This window comes from Pseudomonas sp. H3_A02 (assembly GCF_054671965.1).
The window spans coordinates 2,138,469-2,160,924 of the sequence record NZ_CP162807.1 but is presented as its reverse complement, the minus strand read 5'-3'; the positions used below and the strand labels follow the sequence as shown (position 1 = coordinate 2,160,924).

The 22,456-nt window shown below is 61.4% G+C and carries 21 protein-coding genes; 9 read left to right on the top strand and 12 right to left on the bottom strand.

The window, feature by feature from the left end; genetic code table 11:
* Positions 1 to 120 precede the first annotated feature (120 nt).
* The 3 genes from AB4N80_RS09385 to AB4N80_RS09375 form a co-directional block, all read right to left on the bottom strand.
* Entirely contained in the window at positions 121 to 714 is a 594-nt protein-coding gene (locus AB4N80_RS09385) for an HAD family hydrolase (RefSeq protein WP_460081703.1), read from the bottom strand.
* Complete coding sequence (gene tesB / locus AB4N80_RS09380) at positions 711 to 1,580, bottom strand: acyl-CoA thioesterase II (protein ID WP_024780306.1); 870 nt, start codon at positions 1,578 to 1,580, stop codon at positions 711 to 713. The genes AB4N80_RS09385 and tesB overlap by 4 nt, the downstream gene beginning before the upstream one ends.
* A gap of 104 nt (positions 1,581 to 1,684) precedes the next feature.
* On the bottom strand, positions 1,685 to 2,254 hold the full coding sequence (locus AB4N80_RS09375; RefSeq protein WP_018604974.1) for a GNAT family N-acetyltransferase: 570 nt from the start codon (positions 2,252 to 2,254) through the stop codon (positions 1,685 to 1,687).
* 73 nt (positions 2,255 to 2,327) lie between these two features.
* Here AB4N80_RS09375 and AB4N80_RS09370 point away from each other — a divergent pair, with 73 nt between their 5' ends.
* Both AB4N80_RS09370 and AB4N80_RS09365 read left to right on the top strand, forming a co-directional pair.
* Positions 2,328 to 3,248, top strand: a complete 921-nt coding sequence (locus tag AB4N80_RS09370; RefSeq protein ID WP_460081698.1) for a histone deacetylase family protein — start codon at positions 2,328 to 2,330, stop codon at positions 3,246 to 3,248.
* A 279-nt stretch (positions 3,249 to 3,527) separates the two neighbouring features.
* Positions 3,528 to 4,769, top strand: a complete 1,242-nt coding sequence (locus AB4N80_RS09365; RefSeq protein WP_460081695.1) for a TIGR03862 family flavoprotein — start codon at positions 3,528 to 3,530, stop codon at positions 4,767 to 4,769.
* A gap of 135 nt (positions 4,770 to 4,904) precedes the next feature.
* On the opposite strand, the gene AB4N80_RS09360 is transcribed toward AB4N80_RS09365, so the two are convergent.
* Positions 4,905 to 6,242: a DEAD/DEAH box helicase gene (locus AB4N80_RS09360; protein WP_305468595.1), complete on the bottom strand. Its 1,338-nt coding sequence runs from the start codon at positions 6,240 to 6,242 to the stop codon at positions 4,905 to 4,907.
* A 58-nt stretch (positions 6,243 to 6,300) separates the two neighbouring features.
* Complete coding sequence (yedA, locus tag AB4N80_RS09355; protein ID WP_122565078.1) at positions 6,301 to 7,203, bottom strand: drug/metabolite exporter YedA; 903 nt, start codon at positions 7,201 to 7,203, stop codon at positions 6,301 to 6,303.
* Between the two features lie 161 nt (positions 7,204 to 7,364).
* Between yedA and AB4N80_RS09350 the strand changes: the two genes are divergently transcribed.
* Positions 7,365 to 7,817: an Lrp/AsnC family transcriptional regulator gene (locus AB4N80_RS09350; protein ID WP_460081691.1), complete on the top strand. Its 453-nt coding sequence runs from the start codon at positions 7,365 to 7,367 to the stop codon at positions 7,815 to 7,817.
* A 128-nt stretch (positions 7,818 to 7,945) separates the two neighbouring features.
* Here the strand turns inward: AB4N80_RS09350 and AB4N80_RS09345 are convergent, their stop codons facing one another.
* From AB4N80_RS09345 to AB4N80_RS09335, 3 genes are all read right to left on the bottom strand, one after another.
* Positions 7,946 to 8,557 carry a 3'-5' exonuclease gene (locus AB4N80_RS09345; protein WP_122565077.1) on the bottom strand — a complete coding sequence of 204 codons (612 nt, stop codon included), beginning with the start codon at positions 8,555 to 8,557 and terminating at the stop codon, positions 7,946 to 7,948.
* A 21-nt stretch (positions 8,558 to 8,578) separates the two neighbouring features.
* Positions 8,579 to 9,058, bottom strand: coding sequence for a LabA-like NYN domain-containing protein (locus AB4N80_RS09340; RefSeq protein WP_013694260.1), 480 nt, complete (start codon positions 9,056 to 9,058; stop codon positions 8,579 to 8,581).
* 128 nt (positions 9,059 to 9,186) lie between these two features.
* Positions 9,187 to 9,942 carry a DUF2076 domain-containing protein gene (locus AB4N80_RS09335; RefSeq protein ID WP_305481946.1) on the bottom strand — a complete coding sequence of 252 codons (756 nt, stop codon included), beginning with the start codon at positions 9,940 to 9,942 and terminating at the stop codon, positions 9,187 to 9,189.
* Between the two features lie 175 nt (positions 9,943 to 10,117).
* Here AB4N80_RS09335 and AB4N80_RS09330 point away from each other — a divergent pair, with 175 nt between their 5' ends.
* The 3 genes from AB4N80_RS09330 to AB4N80_RS09320 all read left to right on the top strand — a co-directional run bounded on the left by AB4N80_RS09330 (position 10,118) and on the right by AB4N80_RS09320 (position 13,222).
* Positions 10,118 to 10,780, top strand: coding sequence for a YciC family protein (locus AB4N80_RS09330; RefSeq protein ID WP_122565113.1), 663 nt, complete (start codon positions 10,118 to 10,120; stop codon positions 10,778 to 10,780).
* Between the two features lie 89 nt (positions 10,781 to 10,869).
* A complete protein-coding gene (locus AB4N80_RS09325) occupies positions 10,870 to 11,949 on the top strand; it encodes an endonuclease/exonuclease/phosphatase family protein (RefSeq protein WP_354339258.1) in 1,080 nt (359 codons plus the stop codon).
* A 13-nt stretch (positions 11,950 to 11,962) separates the two neighbouring features.
* On the top strand, positions 11,963 to 13,222 hold the full coding sequence (locus tag AB4N80_RS09320) for a hypothetical protein (RefSeq protein ID WP_460081684.1): 1,260 nt from the start codon (positions 11,963 to 11,965) through the stop codon (positions 13,220 to 13,222).
* Positions 13,223 to 13,431: 209 nt separating this feature from the next.
* Here the strand turns inward: AB4N80_RS09320 and AB4N80_RS09315 are convergent, their stop codons facing one another.
* The 3 genes from AB4N80_RS09315 to hrpB all read right to left on the bottom strand — a co-directional run bounded on the left by AB4N80_RS09315 (position 13,432) and on the right by hrpB (position 17,785).
* Positions 13,432 to 14,238: a nucleotidyltransferase domain-containing protein gene (locus AB4N80_RS09315; RefSeq protein WP_240998411.1), complete on the bottom strand. Its 807-nt coding sequence runs from the start codon at positions 14,236 to 14,238 to the stop codon at positions 13,432 to 13,434.
* A 170-nt stretch (positions 14,239 to 14,408) separates the two neighbouring features.
* On the bottom strand, positions 14,409 to 14,984 hold the full coding sequence (locus tag AB4N80_RS09310; protein WP_460083038.1) for an IS66 family transposase: 576 nt from the start codon (positions 14,982 to 14,984) through the stop codon (positions 14,409 to 14,411).
* Between the two features lie 284 nt (positions 14,985 to 15,268).
* Positions 15,269 to 17,785: an ATP-dependent helicase HrpB gene (gene hrpB, locus AB4N80_RS09305; RefSeq protein ID WP_460081681.1), complete on the bottom strand. Its 2,517-nt coding sequence runs from the start codon at positions 17,783 to 17,785 to the stop codon at positions 15,269 to 15,271.
* 98 nt (positions 17,786 to 17,883) lie between these two features.
* On the opposite strand from hrpB, the gene AB4N80_RS09300 reads away from it, so the two are divergent.
* A complete protein-coding gene (locus AB4N80_RS09300; RefSeq protein ID WP_122565071.1) occupies positions 17,884 to 18,303 on the top strand; it encodes a polyribonucleotide nucleotidyltransferase in 420 nt (139 codons plus the stop codon).
* A 28-nt stretch (positions 18,304 to 18,331) separates the two neighbouring features.
* A complete protein-coding gene (locus AB4N80_RS09295; protein ID WP_122565070.1) occupies positions 18,332 to 19,225 on the top strand; it encodes a cation diffusion facilitator family transporter in 894 nt (297 codons plus the stop codon).
* Positions 19,226 to 19,402: 177 nt separating this feature from the next.
* Here AB4N80_RS09295 and AB4N80_RS09290 read toward each other — a convergent pair whose 3' ends face one another.
* Entirely contained in the window at positions 19,403 to 20,413 is a 1,011-nt protein-coding gene (locus AB4N80_RS09290) for a DUF6515 family protein (RefSeq protein WP_305468603.1), read from the bottom strand.
* A gap of 341 nt (positions 20,414 to 20,754) precedes the next feature.
* On the opposite strand from AB4N80_RS09290, the gene AB4N80_RS09285 reads away from it, so the two are divergent.
* Entirely contained in the window at positions 20,755 to 22,446 is a 1,692-nt protein-coding gene (locus AB4N80_RS09285; RefSeq protein WP_460081676.1) for a ShlB/FhaC/HecB family hemolysin secretion/activation protein, read from the top strand.
* The last annotated feature ends 10 nt before the right edge of the window (positions 22,447 to 22,456 follow it).

Sequence of the window (22,456 nt, the reverse complement as noted above, 5' to 3'; positions counted from 1 at the left end):
CCTTCGCGAGCAAGCCCGCTCCCACAGTGGATTTGTGGCGAACACCTATTTTGTGTTCGACAGAGCCCCCTGTGGGAGCGGGCTTGCTCGCGAAAGCGATTAGCCAGTCAATACAAAATCTCAAGCAGAAAGCATCCGCCGCAACTCGACACAATCGCGCGCATGCCAATCCGTCAGCTCCGGCCATGGATTGTCCGGCAGGTTCACCAACACCGTCCGCGCCCCTGCCGCGCGCCCGCAGTCCAGGTCGAAGCGATAGTCACCCACCATCACCATCGTGTCGGGTGCCACGTTCCAGGCCTCGGCCAGTCTCAACAGGCCACCGGGATGTGGCTTGGGCGGGGCCTCGTCGCGGCCCAGCACATCCTCCACGGCGAAACAGTCCGCCAGGCCAATGGCCTCCAGGGTCACGTGGGCCAGTTCGCGGGCGTTGCGGGTCAGGATCCCCAGGCGATAGCCGCGACCGGTCAGCTCTCGCACCAATTCGACCGCGCCAGGCGCAGGCTTGGAGCCCAGCGCCAGGTCCCGTTCGTGTTCCAGCAACCAGGCATGCTTGGCCGCCGCTTCCTCAGCGGGCAACCCTGCCAGATGAGTGAGGATGTCATCTTCGGCCGGAATCGCCAGGGCCACGCGGATCGCCGCGAAGTCATGCACGGCGATCGTCAGCGTGCCGTCCATGTCGAACACCCAGTGCCGAACCTCGGACAGGCTCATGCCCAGTCCTTGCGGTGACGAATCAGGCCTTCCTGGGTGACCGAGGCCACCAGTTGCCCGGCGCGGTTGAACACGCTGCCACGGGAAAAACCACGGGAATTGCCGGCCCACGGGCTGTCCATGGCGTAGAGCAACCAGTCATCGGCGCGCAGGTCGGCATGGAACCACAAGGCGTGGTCGAGGCTGGCGACCTGCATGTCTTTCTGCCAGACCGATTTACCGTGGGGCAACATCGAGGTGGTCAATAGACCGAAGTCCGACGCATAGGCCAGCAGGTATTTGTGCAAGGCCGGCGAATCCGCCAAGGCGCCATCGGCACGGAACCACACGTATTTCACCGGGTCGGCCGGCTGCGGGTTGTAAGGGTCTTTTTCAGTGACCGGGCGCACCTCGATCGGCTTGGGGCACAGCAGTTTTTCACGCATGTGCTCGGGCAGCAGGTGCGCGCGCTGCTGGGTCAGCTCCAGTTCGGACGGCAGGTTTTCCGGGCCGACAACCTGCGGCATGGTGCTCTGGTGCTCAAAACCCTGTTCGTCGTACTGGAACGACGCACTGCAGGTGAAAATCGGGTTGCCCTTCTGGATCGCCGTCACCCGGCGGGTGCTGAAACTGCCGCCGTCACGCACCCGGTCCACCTGGTAGACCACCGGCAGCGCGGCATCGCCCGGACGCAGGAAATAACCGTGCATCGAATGCACATGGCGCGCCTCTTCCACGGTCTGGCTGGCCGCCGACAACGACTGGCCCAATACCTGGCCGCCGAACAACTGGCGAAACCCCAAATCCTGGCTGCGACCGCGAAACAGGTTCTCTTCGATCGGTTCCAGGGTCAGCAGGTCGACCAGATCTTCCAACACGTGGCTCATTCAGACTTTCCTCACACAGCGCAATACCGCGCAGGCTACGCCACGGCGGTGGATCGATTGTTGGCCCGGGCCATTTTGGCGGGCAGTATAAACGTCCGTGTCGGCTAACCGTGCAGGGTCTGCAACCACTGCTCACGATTGATGCGATAGAGCACATGGTGACGCAAAGGATGACCGACGGCGAGTGTCGGGTGCTCGAAGTCGTCCGCCGGGTCATGCTGCATGCCAATGGCCTGCATGACCTTTTGCGAGGGCAGGTTATCGACGGCGGTGAACGCCACCACTTCGTCCAGCGTCAACTGGTCGAAGGCACAACGCAGCGCGGTCCACGCCGCTTCGCTGGCATACCCCAGGCCCCAGTGCTCCCGGGCCAGGCGCCAGCCGATCTCGATGGCCGGCGTGAACGGCGCGTCGAACCCGACCACACCGAGCCCGGTAAAGCCAATGAAGGCCCCGGTGTCCTTGCGTTCCAGCGCCCACAAACCAAAACCATGCTCGGCGAAATGCCCACGCACGCGACCGATCAGGGCGGCGCTTTCCAGGCGGCTCAGGCGCGCCGGGAAATACCGCATCACCTGCGGATCGGCGCACATGGCGGCAAATTCCGGCAAGTCATCATCGCGCCACTGCCGCAAGAGCAACCGTGCGCTTTCCAGTTCCAGTATCGGCTCCATCTTCACTCCCTTTCCATGCCCCAGAGTCTACATCGCTGGTAGGATCCGTCACTCAATCACTACTGAAAACACCATGCCGCTACCGCTGATCTATCACGAAGACTACAGCCCCGAATTCCCGGCGGAACATCGTTTCCCCATGGACAAGTTTCGCCTGCTGCGCGATCACCTGGTGGACAGCGGCCTGACCCGCGACGCGGACCTGTTGCGCCCATCGCTGTGCCCGCCGGACATTCTCGCCCTGGCCCACGACCGTGGGTATATCGAACGCTACATGGGCGGCGAGTTGTCCCGCGAAGACCAACGGCGACTGGGTCTGCCCTGGAGCGAGGCCCTGGCCCGCCGAACGGTACGCGCCGTGGGCGGTTCGCTCCTGGCCACCGAACAAGCCCTCGAACACGGACTGGCCTGCCACTTGGCCGGCGGCACCCATCACGCCCACTACGACCACCCGGCCGGGTTCTGCATTTTCAACGACCTGGCGGTGATCAGCCGCTATTTCCTGGCCAGCGGTCGGGTCTCGCGAGTGCTGATTTTCGATTGCGATGTGCATCAGGGCGACGGTACCGCCCGAATACTCCATGACACCCCGGACGCCGTGACAGTTTCCTTGCACTGCGAAAAGAATTTTCCCGCACGCAAAGCGCAAAGCGACTGGGACATCCCGCTGCCGATGGGCATGGGCGACGCCGCTTACTTGAACGTGGTGGACGATGCGCTCAACTACCTGCTGCCGCTCTACCAGCCGGACCTGGTGCTGTATGACGCCGGCGTCGACGTGCACAAGGACGACGCCCTCGGTTATCTGAAGCTGACGGACGAAGGCCTCGCCGCCCGGGACGAGAGCGTCATGCGCCATTGCCTGGGACGCGACATCCCGGTGGTCGGCGTGATCGGCGGAGGCTACAGCAAGGACCGCCAGGCCCTGGCCCGCCGCCACGGGATCCTGCACCACAGCGCACAAAGGGTCTGGACGTCATCAGGTTGTCATTGAAACCTGGGCTTTACCCACAATGCCTGTGGAGCGGCCTGTGGATAACCTGAGCGAAACGGCCTACAGGCTATGTCGCCTGTAGCGTGCAGAGGCTTGGCTATTTTTTGATCAGAGTTCTCAAGAACACCTACCTTCCCATGTGGGAGCGAGCTTGCTCGCGATAGCGGAGTATCAGCCACATCAATCTCGCTGACACACCGCTATCGCGAGCAAGCTCGCTTCCACAGGGATTTGTGCTGATAGAATGCCCCGCCTATCCCAGCCCCCACAGTTCACATCATGACCTCGACCGCCCAGCCCTCCTCCTCAAACATCGCCATCATCGGCGGCGGCCCCGCCGGCCTGATGGCGGCCGAGGTGTTGAGCCAGGCCGGCCTGCAGGTCGACCTGTACGACGGCATGCCATCGGTGGGCAGGAAATTCCTGCTGGCCGGCGTGGGCGGCATGAACATCACCCACTCCGAAGCCTTCCCGGCCTTCCTGTCCCGCTACGCCGAACGCGCGCCAAACCTCGCACCGCTGTTGCGGGCCTTCGGGGCGGATGAGTTATGCACATGGATCCACGGGTTGGGCATCGACACCTTTGTCGGCAGCTCCGGGCGGGTCTTTCCTACCGACATGAAGGCCGCTCCACTGTTGCGCGCCTGGCTCAAACGCCTGCGCGACGCTGGCGTGGTGATCCACACCCGTCATCGCTGGCTCGGCTGGAATCCCGATGGCAGCTTGCGCATCGCCTCGCCGGACGGTGAAAAAACCTTGCGCCCCAAGGCCACTTTGCTGGCGTTGGGCGGCGGCAGTTGGTCGCGCCTGGGCTCCGACGGCGCCTGGATGCTACCGCTGGAACAACGCGGCGTAGCGCTGGCGCCACTGCAACCGAGCAACTGCGGGTTCGAGGTCGAGGCCTGGAGCGACCTGATGATCAGCAAATTTGCCGGCGCCCCGCTCAAGAACATCGCCATGGGCCTGAACGACGATGTGCCACGCCTCGGCGAATGCGTGATCACCGCCACCGGCCTCGAAGGCAGCCTGGTCTATGCCCTGTCGGCAGCGATTCGCGAAACCATCAACCGACACGGCAGCGCGACCCTTCATATGGACCTGTTGCCGGGCCGGCCTGTGGATAAGATCCTCCAGGCCCTGAACAAACCGCGTGGGTCACGCTCGATGGCCAAGCACTTGCACAGCCAATTGGGGATCGACGGGGTCAAGGCGGCACTGTTGCGCGAGCTCACCCCGGTCGAGTGCTTCACTGAACCGGCACAACTGGCCCAGGCGATCAAAGCCCTGCCGATCACCCTGGTGAAGCCCCGGCCCCTGGACGAAGCCATCAGCAGCGCCGGTGGCGTGACGTTCGAAGCCCTGGATGAACGCCTGATGCTCAAGCAAGTGCCCGGCGTTTTCTGCGCCGGGGAAATGCTCGATTGGGAAGCGCCGACCGGCGGTTACCTGCTCACGGCGTGCTTTGCCAGCGGCCGGGCGGCGGGGTTGGGAATGGTGGAGTGGTTACAGCGTCTGGATTGAAGATCGAGGCGCGCCCATCGCGAGCAAGCTCGCTCCCACAGAAGATCTGTAGCGGACACCGGATCTGTGCACACCTGAGAACCACTGTGGGAGCGAGCTTGCTCGCGATAGCGATGTATCAGACGCCGCGAATCATCAAGGCTTACGCTTACGCGGCCCAGTGTTGAACACCGGCACTTTTCGCACAGGCTTGACCGAAGGTTCCACAGGCGCAGCGTCGCCACTGTCCACCCACTTGCCCAGGTTGCGCTTGCCGCCACCACCGGAGGTTTTCGGTTTCTTCGGCTTTTTCGGTTTCTTGATCACCTGGCCGCTGGCATCGGTGTCCGGTACCCGATGCTCGGGTTCGAAGTCCTGTTCCATCTGGCGAGTCAGCGTCTGACGCGTCAACATCTCGATGGCCGACAGCAAATTCACTTCATCGGCGCAGACCAGGGAGATCGCTTCCCCCGTCGAGCCCGCCCGACCGGTACGGCCGATGCGGTGGATGTAGTCCTCGGCGACGATCGGCAGGTCGAAGTTCACCACCAGCGGCAAATCCTCGATATCCAAACCACGGGCGGCGACGTCGGTGGCGACCAGGATCTGCACTTCACTGGCCTTGAAGCGGTCCAGCGCACGTTGGCGGGTGGCCTGGGGTTTGTCTCCGTGGATACCGTCGGCGTTGACACCCAGGCCCTGGAGTTTTTCCACCAGCGCATCGACGCCGTTGCGGGTCTTGGCAAAGACCAGCACCTGCTTCCACTTGTTCTTGCGCATCAGGTGCACGAACAATTCCGGCTTGCGCTTCTTGTCCACCGTCACCACCCACTGCTTGACGGTGTTGGCGGCCACGTTGCGCGGGCTCACTTCAATGCTCAGCGGATCGTTGAGCATCTGCCCGGCCAGCAGGCGGATCGCATCGGAAAAGGTCGCAGAGAAAAGCAGCGTCTGGCGCTTCTTCGGCAGGGCCTTGTAGATATGCGCCAGCTCCTCGGAGAAGCCCAGGTCGAGCATGCGGTCGGCTTCGTCCAGCACCAGGGTCTGCAGTTGATTGAACTTCAGCGCGTTCTGGCGGAACAAGTCGAGCAAACGACCCGGCGTGGCGACGAGCAGGTCGACGCCTTTGCGCAGCTTCATCATCTGCGGGTTGATGCTCACGCCGCCATACACGGCGTAGGTGCTCAGCGGCAGGTTTTGCGCGTATTGACGAACGCTTTCATGGACCTGCTCAGCCAGTTCACGGGTCGGCACCAGGATCAACGCCCGCACCGAGTTGGCGGCGACCTTCGGCCCTTCGGTGGTCAGCAACTGCAACAGCGGCACCGCAAAACCGGCGGTCTTGCCGGTGCCGGTCTGGGCCGCGGCCATCAGGTCGCGACCGGCGAGCACCGCCGGCATGGCTTGGGCCTGAACCGGCGTCGGGGTCTGGTAGCCGAGCGTCTCGAGGGCGCGCAGCAAGGGTTCGATCAGGCCAAGGGTGGCGAAAGTCATGGAGATACCGTAGGAAAAATCAGCGCAAGGTGTGCAATGCGCGGCAGTTTACCCTAAATCAGGTGGCGGCCGGCGCAGGCTTGGGTTTGCGCCACTGCGGCAAGCCGATCAATACCACCGCACCGATGATCACCAACATCGCCAAGGCCTCCTCGAAGCCGATGGTTTCACCGGCGAATACAATGCCCAGCAACACCGCCACGGCCGGGTTGACGTAGGCATAGCTGGTGGCCGCCGCCGGACGCACGTGCTTGAGCAGGTACATGTAGGCATTGAAGGCGATGATCGAACCGAAGCAAGTCAGGTAAGCCAAGGCGAGCCAGCCTTCCAGCGGCGGCATGCTCTCCAGGTGTTCGCCGCTGGCCACGCTGCCGATCAACAGCACCACACCGCCCACCAGCATTTCCACGGCGCTAGCCATCGCCCCCGCTGGCAACGGCAGGTGTTTGCTCAGCACCGAACCGAACGCCCAAGAGGCCGCCGCAAACACCAGCAACGTCGCCCCCAACGGGCTGGACTGCAGGTTGGAACCGAGGTTGAGCATGGCGATGCCGATCAAGCCCAGCGCAATCCCCGCCCATTCCAGACGGGTATTACGCGCGCCCCAGAAATAGCCGCACAGCAAGGTAAACAAAGGCACCGTCGCCACGGCCAACGCCGCGACCCCGGACGCCACGCCCGTGTGCTCGGCAACACTGACCGCGCCGTTGCCGAAACTGAGCAACAGCACGCCAATGATGGCCCCGGCCTTCCATTGTGCCCAGGTCGGTGCCGGTGCCCCGCGCCAGCGCAGGAAGCCGTACATCAGCGAACCGGCCAGCACAAAACGAATCCCGGCCAGCAGCAAAGGCGGCCAATGTTCCACGCCGATGCGAATCACCAGGTAAGTCGAGCCCCAGATGACATACAAGGCAAAGAAGGCAGCGATCAATGGCAGGGGGAAACGGCGTGGGCCAGGCATGTTCAGCTCGAAGTCAGGACAATGAGAGACGCTATTCTAGAAAGGCGACAGACGGAAATTAAGCTACAAAACCTGTTTATCCGGGCCATACACTTTTCAAAACGTGGAGATTGGCGCTATAAACCGCGCTTTCGAAAGTCACGTCATCTGGAAGCCAACCCATGGATAAATACGACCGCATGCTGCTCGCCGCCCTGCTGGAAAACGGTCGTGCGTCCTACGCCGAATTGGCCCGCAAAGTGAACCTGTCAGCCCCGGCCGTGGCCGAACGAGTGAGCAAACTGGAAGCCAGCGGCGTCATCACCGGTTATCAGGCCAAAGTCGACATGGCGAAGATCGGCCTGTCGGTGCAGTGCGTCATCGAACTGCGAATGAACCAGCACGGCAACCAGAAGACCTACGACGAACTGTGCAAGATCCCACAACTGACCGAATGCCACCGGGTCACCGGCGACCCCTGCGTGATCATGCAGGCGGCGGTTGGCTCAATGCCCGAGCTGGAAGAGCTGATCAACCGCATCGCCAAGTTCGGTTTCAGCAAGACCTCGATCGTGCTGTCCAGCGCTATTGAAAAACGCGTGCCGTTGGGGCAGTTGGAAGGCAACGGGAAATAAGGATCAAACACTGAACAACCTGTGTGGGAGCGGGCTTGCTCGCGAATGCGGTGTGTCAGTCGCACATTTACCTACTGACACACCGCATTCGCGAGCAAGCCCGCTCCCACAAGGGTTTTGTGGTGTGTTTAAAACCCGCGATGCCGCTTGAGATGCTCGTTGATCTTCGCCGCCGGCACTTTTTGCAAACTGCACAGCAAATCATGGGACAACTCCCGCAGCCCATGCTTTTGCCGCAGTTCCGAAGCCAGGTGCGCGGTGAGGTTGGCGGCCATTTCGGCGTCGGCCATGGCCCGGTGAGCCTGGCCGGTGTGGGGCAAGCCGGCGAACGTGTTGAGCGTGCCGAGCTTGTGGTTCGGTGCCGCCGGCATCAAGCGCCGGGCCAGCAACAGGGAGCAGGCAAAATTCTGCAGGCGGGTGCGCTTGATGCGTCCCAGCTCGAAATCCCAGAACTTCTGGTCGAACGCGGCGTTGTGGGCCAGCAGCGGCGTGATGCCGACGAACTCGTTGACCTCGTTCATGACCTTTTCCGCCGACGGTGCGCTGCGCAGCATGGCGTTGCTGATGCCAGTCAGTTGCTCGATGAAGGCCGGCACCCGGACGCCGGCATTCATCAGGCTCTGGTAGCGGTCGACGATCCGGCCTTGCTCGAGCATCACCACCGCGATTTCAGTAGCCCGGCAACCGCTGCTCGGGGTGATCCCGGTGGTTTCAAAGTCGATGACTGCGATGCGTTCCAAACCTTTTGAACTCCGTGAAAATCAATTCTTGAGCAACAACGCGCCTTCGATGGGCACATAGCGACTGGCGGCGCGGATCAGCGAGTTGGCGGTCAACCCCGGCACGCCATAGGCCACGGCCTGCACACCGTGCTTCTGGATGATGCGTTCGAGCAACATGTCGAAATCGCCATCGCCGGAGGCCAGCACCACTTCATCGACATGGTCGGCAGCGTCCATGATGTCCAGCGTGATGCCCACGTCCCAATCGCCCTTGGCCGAGCCGTCGCTGCGCTGGATGTAGGGCTTGAGCTTCACGATGAAACCCAGGTTGCGCAGGATCTGCTGGAATTGCTGTTGCTTGCTGTCACCGCGGTCGATCGCATAGGCATAGGCCTCGACGATCTGCCCCTGCTTGCTGACATCGGCCCACAGCGCGGCGTAGTTGAAATGGCAGCCGTAAGCCTGGCGCACGGTGTAGTAGAGGTTCTGGACATCGGCGAACACTGCAATTTTTTTCACCGCGTTTCCTCTTGGATGCACACGTACGCAGACCACCAGGGCCGAAAAGTCGCCCAGTATGCCAGCCAGAAGGATTGTTCCGCGAATAATCGGCCCGAGGCGCCAGGGCGCCCCGGACGAATGGCAGGTCAGACGAAGGAGTCGTCGTCGCCGAAGGAGGATGAATCGTCGCTGTAGTCCGCGTCGCTGAACCCGCCCTGGTCGTTGCCGTAGGCGTCGTTATCGGCCACCCGCGAATCATCGCCCCAGCCGTTGTCGCCGTTGTTGGCAGTGTCGTTGACCGGTTGCGCCGGTTCTTCCTTGATGACCTCGACGATTTCCTGGGGTTGCTGGTTACTGTGGAACAGACTGCTGATGCCTTGGGCCAGCATCACGCCGCCAGCCACGCCCGCCGCGGTTTTCAGCGCACCGCCGAGGAAGCTGCCCGCTGCCGGGGCCTGCTGCGGTGCGCCATAATTGCCGGACGGCGCGCCGAAGCCCTGTTGGGGCGGGGCATTGAAGGACGGTTGCGCCGGTTCGCGCCAACCACCACCGCTGGAAGCCGGCGCGCTCGTCGGGCGCGAGTCCCGCGGGCTGCCGCCGAAAATACTCGAGAGGAAACCACCGCCACCGCTGGGGGCCGGCGCTTGCTTGCGAGCCTGTTGCAGCTCGGCCTGCAATTGCTCGACCTGCTGGGCGAGTTGCTTGTTCTGCTCATCGAGGCGCTTGATCGCGGCCTCCTGCACCAGGATCGCCTGGGCCATGAAATAGCCCGCCGCTGGCTGGCTCGCCAGGTGTTCCTTGATCCGCGCCTCGGCCTGGGCATCGCGCGGGGCTGAATCCTTTTCGGCCTGTTGCAGCCGTGAAAACAGTCCATCGATCAGGGTTTGTTCTTCGCTGTTCATGGCGACCTCATTCGATTGCCGGGTAGAAACCATTCCGATCCCAAAGACCGGTGCCCATCAGTAATGGGGCTCGCCGGAAAGCTTTCAATGGTCTTTACCTGATGTTTACGTTTGTTTATGCGGTCACCTGATGGGTAAAGTGTCGGACCGCTTTTTTGAATTGCGATACCGCCCCATGAATCCGTTAGAAGTACTGCGTGACTCCTTGTATTTTTTCAAGCGCCATCTGGGCCGGATCGCCCAACTGTGCCTGCCACTGGTGATACTCGAGGCGTTGCTGCAGCAAGGCGTGGACAGCGCCCTCGGCCCCGAGGGTTTCCCCGGCTACAGCGTGATTGTCGGGCTGCTGGTGTACCCGCTGTACACCGCCGCATTGATCCTGTTTCTCGACACCCGCAGCCGCGGTGAAGCGCCACGCACGCGCGATCTGCTCGCCATGGCCCTGACCCTGTGGCCACGCTTTGCCTTGCTGACGGCCCTCAATACGCTGCTGATCCTGGTGGGGCTGTCGTTGTACTTCCTGCCGGGCCTGTGGCTGATGGTGACCCTGGCCTTCGGCGAATACCTGTTGGTCCTCAGGGGCCTGCCCCCCCTGGCGGCGATGAAGGAAAGCCTGAACATGTCTCGCGGCAATTTCTGGCGAGTCCTGTTGTGCATTCTGTGTGTGATGACCCCGCTGTGGCTGCTCAAGGGCGCCAGCGTCTCGATGTATCCGTCGCCGCAGAACCCCGTGGTCAGCTTGCTGATCGACAGCATCCACAGCTTCCTGCAACTGTTCACCACCGTGGTGCTGTTCCGCCTGTTCATGCTGATCGAAGCCAAGCCCGGGAGCCGCTGATCGCACACGGCGAGCGCCTGGGCTTGGGCTTGAGAACCGCTCTCGGTTATGCTCGGGAGCACTTTTGCGTTTCGCCCATAAGCCGAGCCATGACCCGTCTATTGCGCTACACCTTGCTGGGCCTGCTGTTGATCCTCAGCCTGGCCGCCCTGTCGATCTATGGCCTGACCTGGCGGCCACAGCCCCGGGAAACCGTGCCGGTCAGTTGCACCGCCAACGCAGCAAAGCTGGCGCCCGGCCAAGCCTTGAAGGTGATGACCTGGAACGTCCAGTTCCTCGCCGGCAAGCGCTACGTGTTCTGGCACGACCTGGCCCAGGGCGACGATGAAAGCCCGACCCTGGAAGACATGGCCTTCAGCCTCGACGAAGTGGCCCGGGTCATCCGCGACGAGCAACCGGACATCGTGCTGCTCCAGGAACTGGACAAGGGCGCCAAGGCCAGCGATTACCAGGACCAGCTCAAACTGTTGCAGGAGCGCCTGGCCGACCTCTATCCGTGCGGCACCAGCGCCTTCGACTGGAAAGCCGACTTCATCCCCGACCCGCACATCTTCGGCAGCGTCGGCCGGCAACTGGCGACCCTGAGCCGCTACCGCATCGACCATGCCGAACGGGTGCAACTGCCGGTGGCCGACGCCAATTTCATCAGCCGTCAGTTCCAGCCGAAAAATGCCTTGTTGGTGAGTTATCTATCACTGAGCGACGGCGGCCAGTTGGCAGTACTTAACACCCATCTGGAACGGGCCACCGAACCGGACGAAACCCTGCCCAGACAAATCACCGCCGTGAGCAAGGCCCTGGACAAGTTCGAATCCGCGGGCACGCCCTGGCTGATCGGCGGCGACTTCAACCTGCTGCCCCTGGGTCAGTACCGGCGCCTGCCGTCCGAGCAACGCACGCCCTACTCCGCCGACAGCCCCCTGCACCTGCTGTGGGACAAATACCCAATGATCCCCACCAACAACGAAGCCAGCGGCATCGACCGCGAACACTGGCTGACCCACTACCCGAACGACCCCGGCCTCAACGGCCCCGACCGCACCGTCGACTACCTGTTCTACAGCCCCCGGATCAAACGGGTTGAAGCCCAGGTAAGGCAGGACGACACCTTGCGCATCTCCGATCATTTGCCGGTGATAGCACGGTTTTTGTTGCCGGCAATGCCTTGAAAGGAATCTCTCCATGACTGTAATCGCCCTGATCAACCCCGAGAGTGACCCACACTTGATCGCCGATTGCATGATCAGCGCGGACGGTCCAGACAAACGCCAGTCAATGTCCGTGTGGGTTCCTTCGCTGGGGCTGATACCCTCTGATTGGAGTGACGCTGACGGGCCGTTTCATATCGCGCGCATGGGTCGAAAAACCTACATCCTGCCGAACAACAGCGGCATTCTCGCCTTTGCAGGGGATTGCCGATCGGCTTATGAGTTCTGGGTGGCGCTTGCGAAGTCGATCGAGATAAAGCTCGGCTATCAACCGGACGCCCTGATAGATGCCGACACGATCGACCAGGTTCTAATGGGCATGGACAGGACCGCAAGTGCCTTCCACATGCTGGGCGTTGTATCGGATGGAAAAGGGGGTATGCGTGCCTACATCCACCGCCCCGAAGCCACAATGACCACCCAGAACTTTGGAACCTGCTATCTCGCCGGTTCCGGGACAAACTATCTAAAGAGCCAGATCGACACGGAAGACGAACGCTTCACTTCGATCGAGAATTGGCCCTGGACGCATATCTCGCCGACTGAAGAACTGGCGGAATCCTTGTGTTCCAACATGCTGTATTACGAATCCGACATCAACAACGGGCGCAAACCCAATACACCCATTCATGATCGGTTCGGCGGATTTTATGAATGGTATGGCATCAAATCTATCGGGATAAAACCCACGCCTCCCAGAATCGACTTGAATATCCTGGTCAAGGACGATGCCTTGTATCTGACCCGGCTCCATTTCTCCGAAAGCACCCACCCGCCTGCGGATGACGCTAACTTCAAAGGGTCGCAAGTCATCTTGAAGGTCTTGACGTTCTGTCTGAGAACACAAGAATTCGACCTGGATCGACTCTTTGACAACCTGGCGTTCACATTCGAGCAAGTAGAGGGGGTACTCATCGAGCGGTTCTTCAACCACTACGATAGAGACGCAAGTTCGGCGCTATCGGACCCCAGAATTTCAGGCATCGTTCCGGCGGACGTCCTGCAAAAGGACTTTGGGCACGGCTTGCCGGTCAAGAGGGTTCGCCTGACCGTATCGGTCAATGGATATGCTGTTGTAAAGGGCGTGACCGAAAGCGACGAAACACTTGCACCGGCCAGAATCCAATATGCTAACGGCCAAGCATCAGTAGTCTTTTCCGAGAAGATAGGTCTTCTAATTGCAGATATCGTCTCGAGGAATCTGAACGCAACCAGCGGATCGGCTGGCCAGTAATCGGCCATCGCCTCTAGATTATATATTGAAGATCTAGAGCGTGTCCGTGGGGATAACGCTCGACCAATACGAGAGGTACGCTCTGATTGTCTTGCGGTATATTTTGGGTAAGAAAGCATGCGCTGCGGGTGGGTTAGTTATAGCCAAGCGCATACCCACTCCGCTATAGCTGAATCCTACTTGCTTGGAGGTTTAGAGGCGCCATAGAGCTACCCTTTAGGTAGGGTATCGCGACGCGCTTGCTGTTCGAGCATCCAGTCCGTAAAAGATCTAAGGGCCGCCGAAAACGTATCTGCCGTGGAGTCTGGAACTCTTGCATGCCTTAGGAAATAATCAATTGTATATTCCATTTTCGGAGCGACTCGTAAAAAGAGTTCCACATAATCCTCAAGTGTTAGAGGCCACGATTGCTCCTGATCCAAACGCAGAATATTCGTCGACCTGATAAGTTTTCGGGACGCCTCGCGCTGCAAGCGACGTAGTTGCTCGGTATCAGTAGTACACTCAATCGAGGTGGCGTACTTCTTTAGCACCGGAGCGAAATCTCCGTTGACTGCCATTGCGATCTCGCGTGAGGGCTTAAAACGTTGTAATTCGCTGCTAAGGTCGCTCCCCCAAACACACCGGCAATGATGCTTTAGCCAGTAGCCCCAGCTAAAAAGGTTCGCAGGGGCCTGAGCTTCAGTCCGTGTTCCTACATCGAAATCAATCTTGGTGATTTCTGGGTGTCGTTCCTGTAACTCATCCTTTATACGCTCTAGCTTGCGATTATAAAGCTCAAGTTGACCATTGATCAGCAGTGTCACATCTAGATCTGACTCACCTGGTCTCGCTTGTCCGCTGGCAACGCTGCCATACAGGTAGATGCTATCTACTGCTGTCCCAAGCGCCTTGACCAAGGTCGAGCAAACATCTCTGACAACACTCTCAAACTCTGGCTGGAGATGAACAGCTGGCATGGACTTAATGAATCCCTCAGCATCTGTTCCATGACCCTTATCCATATCCTTATCCATGAAAATTGTCCGATTGGTTAGCGACTGTAGCGATCGTTAGATGAGCTAATGCCCACTTATCAGGCAGCAGTTCGAAAATTTCACTCGCCCGCTGTGTCGGATGGCTAGTGAGGACGTCCTTCAAGTGGCATACGAATCATGCCACTCATGCACGCATGATTGAATCAAACTCATGATCGCCGCCACGCGTTTGCCGCTGCGAAGCGACCCTTTAAAACAACCCGTTCGATCGCCCAAGAGCCCATGGCCGAATCTGGTCTCCACCTGATTATTGTCGATGGGCACAGCCCATCTTCCAGGTAGCGCGTCAGCGCTACCCAGCGTTTAAGGCTGTAATCCAGAGCCTTGGCCGTTGCTGATCCGTTGGGCATCAGATCGCGCTGGGCTAGCATCCCAGTCATGCAGCGCTTTGATGATCGGTGCCGCCTTTTCCCGGCGTATTCGCATCGATCTTCATCGTTCATATCCCGAGCCTGGCGTTCGATTTCATACAAGCCGCCAATCGAGTACAGCGCTTGTTCAGCCTGTTGGTTTTTGTTCGCCACGTGCAGATCGAAAAATTTGCGGCGAGCGTGAACCATGCAGCCAATTTCGGTGATGCCTTTCTCGAAACCGGCTTTGTAGCCAGCGAAATCGTCGCATACCAGCTTGCCGTTCCACTGCCCAAGGAAGTTGCGAGCATGCTCGCCTGCACGGGTGGGACTGAAGTCATAAACTACAACCTTGAAAACGGCGTGGCGCTGCAGGTCCAGGCGTAAGCGCGGTGAGTTTTCTTCTCGCCTGCCCGCGAATCAAACGGGTCCAAGCCAGGTAAGACAAGACGATACCTGCGCATCTCCGATCATTTGCCGGTGATTGCGTGTTTGTTGTTGCCGACAGCGCCTTAATTGGCTCACAGCCAAACCCATGTGGGAGCGAGCTTGCTCGCGATAGCGGTGGATCAGCAACATGATTATTGGCTGACTCACCGCCATCGCGAGCAAGCTCGGCTCCCACAGGGTTTGTATTTTATATCCTGAATTTCCTCGGCTCACTTACGCGGCTTGACCCGCGCCGTCGCCTCCGCCACCAGCGGATCATCCGGCCAGTAATGCTTGGGATACCGCCCCTTGAGATCCTTCTTCACCTCGGCGTAGGTGCTGCGCCAGAAGTTCGCCAGGTCCTGGGTGACCTGTACCGGTCGGCGCGCTGGGGACAGCAGGTGCAACTTGACCACCTGCCGCCCGCCGGCAATGCGCGGGGTGTCGGCCAGGCCGAAGAGTTCTTGCAAGCGCACCGCCAGGATCGGCGGATGTTCGCTATAGTCCAGCCGGATCGACGAACCCGAGGGCACGCTCAAATGGTGCGGCGCCAGTTCATCCAAGCGTTGCGGCAGGGGCCAGGGCAACAGGTTGTGAACGATGCTCGACAGGTCCAGGTTGGCGAAATGGCTGAGGCGCGAGACGCGGGCCAGGTACGGCATCAACCAATGCTCAAGGCTGTCCAGCAAGGCGCCGTCGCTGACGTCCGGCCACTCGCTTTCACCCTTGGTGTCCAGGTCCAGACGACGCAGCAGCGCCACCCGCGCCTGCCATTGCCGCAGTTCCGGGGTCCAGGGCAACAATTCCAGGCCCTTGCGCCGCACCAGGTTCACCAGGGCCTGGCTACGGGCTGACTCATCCAGGCCGGTCAACGGTTCGCGGCTGAGCACCAGTTCGCCGACCTTGCGCTGGCGCTCGGCTCGCAGCACGCCTTCGCGCTCGTCCCAATCCAGTTGATCCACCGTGCGCACTTGCTCGGCCAATACCGACTCGAACAGTGCCGGGTCGAAATCCGTCGCCAGGTAGATCCGCTCTTCCCGCTGGCCCTGGCGACTGCCCAGGTCGGCGATCACCAGCCACGCTTGTTTCATCAGGCTGTCAGCCTCGGCAAACAGCGCCGCACGGCCGTTGGCCAGGCGATACTCCGCGCCGCCGGGCCGGCGCTGTTGGGCAACGCGGTCCGGGTAAGCCAAGGCCAGCAACGCGCCGAGCCAGCGCGGATGGTCGGGATCGGCCACGGCTTCTTCAGCCTTGCCCCGCAAATAGCCGCGATATTGCCGGGCCAGTTGCCGTGCCCGCTGTACCCCGCCCTGAGCGCCCCGCGCCGCCCGTTCTTCGCCGGACAGCAAGGCCAGGCGACTGTGCAGGTCCGCGCCGGCGCCACGGAGAATGTCGCGCTCGCCCAACAGTGCGGCGACGTTGCAGGCCATGTCCGCCAGTCCCAGGGCCTGGCCGCGCAACAGCAGGTGGGCGATACGCGGGTGGGCCGGCAGTTCGGACATGGCCTGGCCGTGGCGGGTCAGTTGCTCGCCCTCCAGCGCGCCCAGGCGTTGCAGCAGGTCCTGGGCCTGGGCATACGCGGCGGCGGGTGGGACGTCGAGCCAGACCAGTTGCTGCGGCGTCACGCCCCAGCGTCCCAACTGCAGGGCCAACCCGGCCAGGTCCGCCGACAGGATCTCCGCGCTGCCGTAAGCGGCCAATTGTTCATGCTGGTCTTCGGACCACAACCGGTAGCACACCCCCGGTTCCAGGCGCCCGGCGCGACCGGCCCGCTGGGTGGCGCTGGCCCGGGAAATGCGCTGGGTGTCGAGCCGGGTCATGCCGCTGCCCGGGTCGAAACGCGGTATCCGGGCCAGTCCGGCGTCGATCACCACCCGCACGCCATTGATGGTCAGGCTGGTTTCGGCAATGTTGGTGGCCAACACCACCTTGCGCTGGCCGTGGGGCGCCGGGTCGATGGCGGCGCGCTGGGCGGCGAGGTCCAGCTCGCCGTGCAACGGGCAGAGCAAGACGTTGCCGCCCTCGCCCAAGGCCTCGGCCAGTTGCTGATGGACCCGACGGATCTCCGCCTGCCCAGGCAGGAACACCAAGACGCTGCCGGTTTCATCGTGCAGTGCTTCAAGCACGGTCTGCACCAGCCGTGGCTCGATGAACTCGCCAGGCTGGAATGGCCGGCCCCAGCGCACCGTCACCGGGAACATGCGGCCTTCGCTGCGCAGGATCGGCGCGTTGTCCAACAACCCGGCCAGGCGTTCGCCTTCCAGGGTGGCGGACATCAGCAGGATCTTCAGCGGCTGGTCGTCGCGAAACAACTCCCGACCGTTGAGGCTCAAGGCCAGGGCCAGGTCGGCGTCGAGGCTGCGTTCATGGAACTCGTCGAAAATCAGCAGCCCCACACCTTCCAGCGCCGGATCGTCCTGCAAACGGCGTGTGAGAATGCCTTCGGTGACCACCTCGATGCGGGTCTTGGGCCCGACCTTGCTGTCGAGGCGAATCCTATAGCCAACCGTCTCACCGACCTTCTCCCCCAGTTCGCTGGCCAGCCGCTCGGCCGCCGCCCGTGCCGCCAGGCGCCGGGGTTCGAGCATCAGGATGGTCTGCCCGGCCAGCCAGGGCTCGTTCAGCAAGGCCAGGGGAACGCGGGTGGTTTTACCGGCACCGGGCGGCGCTTCAAGCACGGCTTCGTGGCGCAAGGCCAGGGCTTGGCGCAGGGCGGGTAAAACTTCATCAATCGGCAAAGAAATCATGCTGGCTCCAAAACAGAGGGCCGAGTATAACGGCGAACTGTTTAGCGTGGTCTGGACTCCAACCAGCAACGCCTCTACTACCTGTTCAGGAGATTGCTATGCGTATTCCCTCTCGCGTGATCGGTGGCGTGCTGGTCGCCACCCTGCTGACCCAGATCAGCGCCTGTGGCTCGATCTTCTACCCGGACCGTCGCGGCCAGATCGACGGCAAGATCGACCCGGCCATCGCCGCCCTCGATGCCGTCGGCCTGCTGTTCTACATCATCCCCGGCCTGATCGCGTTCGCCGTGGACTTTGCCACCGGCGCCATCTATTTCGAGCCGGGCCGCAGCGTGCAGATCGAGCCAGAGAAACTCAAGCCGGCCATCAACCCCGACGGCACAGTCAATAACCAAAAACTGCAGGCGATCCTGGAACGCGAACTGGGCCGCAGCTTCCCGCTGGACGATCCTCGCCTGATCCAACACAAAGGCAGCGCGCAGCAACTGGCCACGCTCGGTCTCAAACCGGCCGCATGACCGGCGCTGCAGAAGGAACGACCGCGCCATGACCACCAGTACCGAACACGCTCGCCTGTTGCGCCTGGCCACCCGGGCGTCGGTGGCCGTAGCCCTTGTCCTGATTGTCGCCAAGGCCCTGGCCTGGTGGCTCAGCGGTTCGGTGAGCATGCTCGCCGGCCTGACCGACTCGGCGCTGGACGGCGTCACCTCGCTGCTCAATCTGCTGGCGGTGCATTACGCCCTGCGCCCCGCCGACGATGACCATCGCTATGGTCATGGCAAGGCCGAGTCCCTGGCCGGCATGGCCCAGGCGCTGTTTATCGGCGGCAGTGCGGTATTGATTGCCTTGCAGGCCTTTGAGCGCCTGAAAGAGCCGGTGCCGGTGGACGCGCCCTGGCTCAGCGTCGGCGTGATCGTGTTTTCCCTGGGGCTGACCCTGGCGCTGCTGGCGTTGCAGCATCGGGTCATCCGCGCTACCGGTTCCAACGCCGTGCGCGCCGATTCGCTGCACTATCGCTCCGACCTGTTGCTCAACGGCAGCATCCTGGTCGCGCTGGTACTGGCCGGGTTCGGCTGGTATCAACTCGACGCCTGGTTCGGCCTGGGCATTGCGGCGTACATCCTGTGGAGCGCCATCCAGATTGCTCGGGAAAGCTTCGCGGTGCTGATGGATGAAGAACTGCCGCCCGACGTCAGCCAGCGCATGCTGGAACTGGCCTGTGCCGTACCCGGCGTGCTCGGCGCCCATGACCTGCGTACGCGGGTCTCCGGTAACCACTGGTTCGTGCAACTGCACCTGGAGTTGCCGGGGGAACTGACCCTGTCAGTGGCCCACGGCATCAGCGACCAGGCCGCCGATGCCATCCACCGTGCTTACCCGAAGGCCGAGGTTCTGGTGCATGCCGATCCGTCGGACGTGGTAAAGCGCGCCAGCGCATAAGCTGTCGAACATCGAACCTGTGGCGAGGGGATTTATCCCCGCTGGACTGCGAAGCAGTCCCAAAGCAGCGACTCAACCGTTCTGGCACACCGAGTTGTGGAACCTGAGGGCTGCTCCGCAGCCCAGCGGGGATAAATCCCCTCGCCACAAGAACGGGCATTCCCCTCTTCTCAAAACTCAGTACGTCACCTGATACCCACGACTGCTCAAGCAACTGCCCTGGGCCTGGCGATAGGTCTGCACCACTTCAGGTGCCGGTGGGTAGGTGTAGTTGCGCGGATCGAACCCGCTCTGCTGCACCGCCCAGCGATAGCAGTCGTAGCCATCCTGATTGACCTGCTCGGGCGACTGGCCGTTGGCCGGATAGGCCACCACATCGAAACTGTTGCCTTGGGGCTGCGGCTGCGGGTTGGCGACCGGCGCATCGACCACGACGTAATCCTGAGTGTTGGCTTCGTAGATGTAATAGGCGCCGGCCGCGAGGAAGAATAGCGAACTGCCGATCCACACTTCCCGGGCGTAATCGGGCAGGTAACGGGTGCGGATGCCCCGCGGTGGCGCGACCACCACATAACGCGGCCCTTGAGGGCGATACCAGTAGCCGCCCGAATAGAAATAGTCCTGGCCGCGATAAGGCACACGGTAGTTGCGATCCGGGAAACGGTCGATCACATAACCAGGACGGTATTGCGGCCCTGGGCCCCAGCCGTTGCCGTGCCCACCCGGCCGGCCGGGCCAAGGCCGATCGGGACGGCCGTCATGGTCAGGACGCGGACCTGCGTTCGGATAACCATCGTTGCGCCGAGGAATATCGCGGTAATACCCCGGTTGCGGCTCACGGGTCTGGGTCACGCTGTCGGGCCGGCCCTGAATGGGCAAGTTGTTGCCAGGCTGCGGCTGCGGGCGGCCATGGCCGTTGGGGTCTTGAGGCCCACGGTCATAGTGCTGGCCGCCCTGGTATTGCGGCTGCGGCTTGACCTCGAACTGACGACTGTTGTCGCCCCGAATGATTTCGTTGCTCTGCGGCCGTGGCTGGCCCGAGTAACCCTGGCCGTTGCCGCCGCGCCCGTCCGGCCCGCGACTGCCATCCGGGCCGCCACGGTTTTGCTGATCGTCGGCCATTCCCTGCGCACTGACACTTGCCCACAACAGACCAACACCTGCCAAACGCCAGATGCGCGACTTCATGAAATTCCTCACAACGGTTCAGGGCCTGATGATAAGACTGGAAAAGCCCAGGCCGGTTCTGCGACAGGTTATCAGTCATCGATCTTATTTCGCCGACATTCCTGAGCCACCTCACCGGCATGGCTCACACCATGAAGCCCGGACGCGCCCTCCATAACACCAAAACGCCATCACTCATGAAAACATAGCAATCACCGCTCGTCGGATTTATAGAGAATTTTTCATGACAAGAAGTATTACCACTTAAGATGCCCAGCGTTTTAGCTAGGCGACAGGGATCTCCATTTGCCTGAAACGATCGCCGGCATCAGCCGCAGCTAGCCATTCAAGGGAATGAAGGCATGTCACATTTTGGCGTTACGCACGTTTTAGCTTGTTGTGCGATGTTCACATCCCTGGCCCATGCCGCCCCCCTTCAGACGCCTGGTGATCGTGATCTGATTCGTGATCGCCAGCAGCAATTGCTGCAAGAACAACAACGACGCCTCGACGAACTTCAACAACTGCCCGGCAAGACCTTACCTGCGCCCGTACCTGCCACCCCCGACGACAAGCGTTGCTTCAACATCAAGACCGTCGAACTCGAGGGCGCGGACCACCTTGACGCGGGGATGCGCGAGCAGTTGATCAAACCCTATCAGAACCAATGCTTGTCGGTAGGCCAGATCAACGCCTTGCTCAAGGCCCTGACCCATCACTATCTTGAGCGCGGTTTCGTCACCACTCGGGCCTACCTGCCACAGCAGGACCTGTCGGGCGGCGTACTGAAAATAGTGGTCGTCGAAGGGCGGCTTGAAGGCTTCGACAGTTCAGCCCTGGCCAGCCCTCGCGAATTGGCAATGACGTTTCCCGGCCAGACCGGCGAGCCGCTGAATCTGCGCGAGCTGGAGCAATTGGTGGATCAGCTCGGTCGTTTGCCATCCCGTCAGGCCCAGCTCGAACTGGCGCCAGGCGAGCAAGTCGGCGGCAGCCGCATCGGCCTCAAGGGCGAGCGTGAAAAACCCTGGCGCGTATCGGCCACCCGTAACAACGACGGTGACCGCAGCACGGGTCAGCAGCAAATGGGCCTGGGCCTGGACTGGGATAGCCCTCTAGGCCTAGCCGACCAATTAAGCCTGCGCGCCAATCAGGACGCTGTCAGCGACCACTGGCGTCATTCCGACAATCAGAGCCTGTATTACAGCGTGCCCTACGGCTGGTGGACCTTCAATTATGCCTACAGCCAGAGTTTCTACCGCGCCCGCAGCGACGTACAAGGCTTCAAATTCGGTTATGACGGCACCAGCAAGAACCATGCATTGCGCGCCGAGCGCGTGCTGTATCGCGACAACGTAAGCAAGACCGGCATCAGTTTCGGCCTCAGCCAACTGCGCACACGCAACTACGTGGACGATAACTTCATCGACACCTCGAGCGTGACCATCACCGAGACCCAATTGAACCTCAACCATGGTCGGCGCATCGGCTCGGCGTTCATCAACTTGGACGCCGGTTGGCAACAAGGGATTGGCATGCTGGATGCCCAACGGGACAGTTCTCGCCAAGGGCCGCAATCGCGCTACAACAAATACAGCCTGACCTTGAGCTATCTGCAGCCGTTCCGTCTATGGAATGAAAACTTCAGCTTCGACAGCCTTGCAACGGGTCAGCGCAGCGAAGATGAACTCTACAGCCCGCAACGAATCAGCTTGGGCGGTGTCAGTTCAGTACGTGGCCTGCAAGACCAGACCTTGACCGGTGACAGCGGCGGTTACTGGCGCAACCAGTTGCGTTGGCGCCGGCCTGTGACCTGGCAGCCTCTGCAACCGCTGTTGCAGGAGTACGGCGTGGCGTTTGCCTACGATGTCGGGGTCATCGAGGGCCGTTCCTCGAACCCCGACGAACGTGGCCGCGTCACCGGCAATGCCCTGGAGTTCAACGCCAGGGGCAAGAACCTCGCAACTTCCGTGAGTTTCGCTCGCTCACTGGAACGCCCGGGGATTATCGAAAAACGTGAACGCCCGGTGTATTTCCGCGTCGATCTGTTTTTCTGACACCCGACTC

What these genes read in the sequence shown, in the direction of transcription:
- AB4N80_RS09385 (WP_460081703.1), bottom strand. Translation starts at nt 714, where the DNA reads ATGAGCCTGTCCGAGGTTCGGCACTGGGTGTTCGACATGGACGGCACG.
- tesB (WP_024780306.1), bottom strand. Translation starts at nt 1,580, where the DNA reads ATGAGCCACGTGTTGGAAGATCTGGTCGACCTGCTGACCCTGGAACCG.
- AB4N80_RS09375 (WP_018604974.1), bottom strand. Translation starts at nt 2,254, where the DNA reads ATGGAGCCGATACTGGAACTGGAAAGCGCACGGTTGCTCTTGCGGCAG.
- AB4N80_RS09370 (WP_460081698.1), top strand. Translation starts at nt 2,328, where the DNA reads ATGCCGCTACCGCTGATCTATCACGAAGACTACAGCCCCGAATTCCCG.
- AB4N80_RS09365 (WP_460081695.1), top strand. Translation starts at nt 3,528, where the DNA reads ATGACCTCGACCGCCCAGCCCTCCTCCTCAAACATCGCCATCATCGGC.
- AB4N80_RS09360 (WP_305468595.1), bottom strand. Translation starts at nt 6,242, where the DNA reads ATGACTTTCGCCACCCTTGGCCTGATCGAACCCTTGCTGCGCGCCCTC.
- yedA (WP_122565078.1), bottom strand. Translation starts at nt 7,203, where the DNA reads ATGCCTGGCCCACGCCGTTTCCCCCTGCCATTGATCGCTGCCTTCTTT.
- AB4N80_RS09350 (WP_460081691.1), top strand. Translation starts at nt 7,365, where the DNA reads ATGGATAAATACGACCGCATGCTGCTCGCCGCCCTGCTGGAAAACGGT.
- AB4N80_RS09335 (WP_305481946.1), bottom strand. Translation starts at nt 9,942, where the DNA reads ATGAACAGCGAAGAACAAACCCTGATCGATGGACTGTTTTCACGGCTG.
- AB4N80_RS09330 (WP_122565113.1), top strand. Translation starts at nt 10,118, where the DNA reads ATGAATCCGTTAGAAGTACTGCGTGACTCCTTGTATTTTTTCAAGCGC.
- AB4N80_RS09325 (WP_354339258.1), top strand. Translation starts at nt 10,870, where the DNA reads ATGACCCGTCTATTGCGCTACACCTTGCTGGGCCTGCTGTTGATCCTC.
- AB4N80_RS09320 (WP_460081684.1), top strand. Translation starts at nt 11,963, where the DNA reads ATGACTGTAATCGCCCTGATCAACCCCGAGAGTGACCCACACTTGATC.
- AB4N80_RS09315 (WP_240998411.1), bottom strand. Translation starts at nt 14,238, where the DNA reads ATGGATAAGGATATGGATAAGGGTCATGGAACAGATGCTGAGGGATTC.
- hrpB (WP_460081681.1), bottom strand. Translation starts at nt 17,785, where the DNA reads ATGATTTCTTTGCCGATTGATGAAGTTTTACCCGCCCTGCGCCAAGCC.
- AB4N80_RS09300 (WP_122565071.1), top strand. Translation starts at nt 17,884, where the DNA reads ATGCGTATTCCCTCTCGCGTGATCGGTGGCGTGCTGGTCGCCACCCTG.
- AB4N80_RS09295 (WP_122565070.1), top strand. Translation starts at nt 18,332, where the DNA reads ATGACCACCAGTACCGAACACGCTCGCCTGTTGCGCCTGGCCACCCGG.
- AB4N80_RS09290 (WP_305468603.1), bottom strand. Translation starts at nt 20,413, where the DNA reads ATGAAGTCGCGCATCTGGCGTTTGGCAGGTGTTGGTCTGTTGTGGGCA.
- AB4N80_RS09285 (WP_460081676.1), top strand. Translation starts at nt 20,755, where the DNA reads ATGTCACATTTTGGCGTTACGCACGTTTTAGCTTGTTGTGCGATGTTC.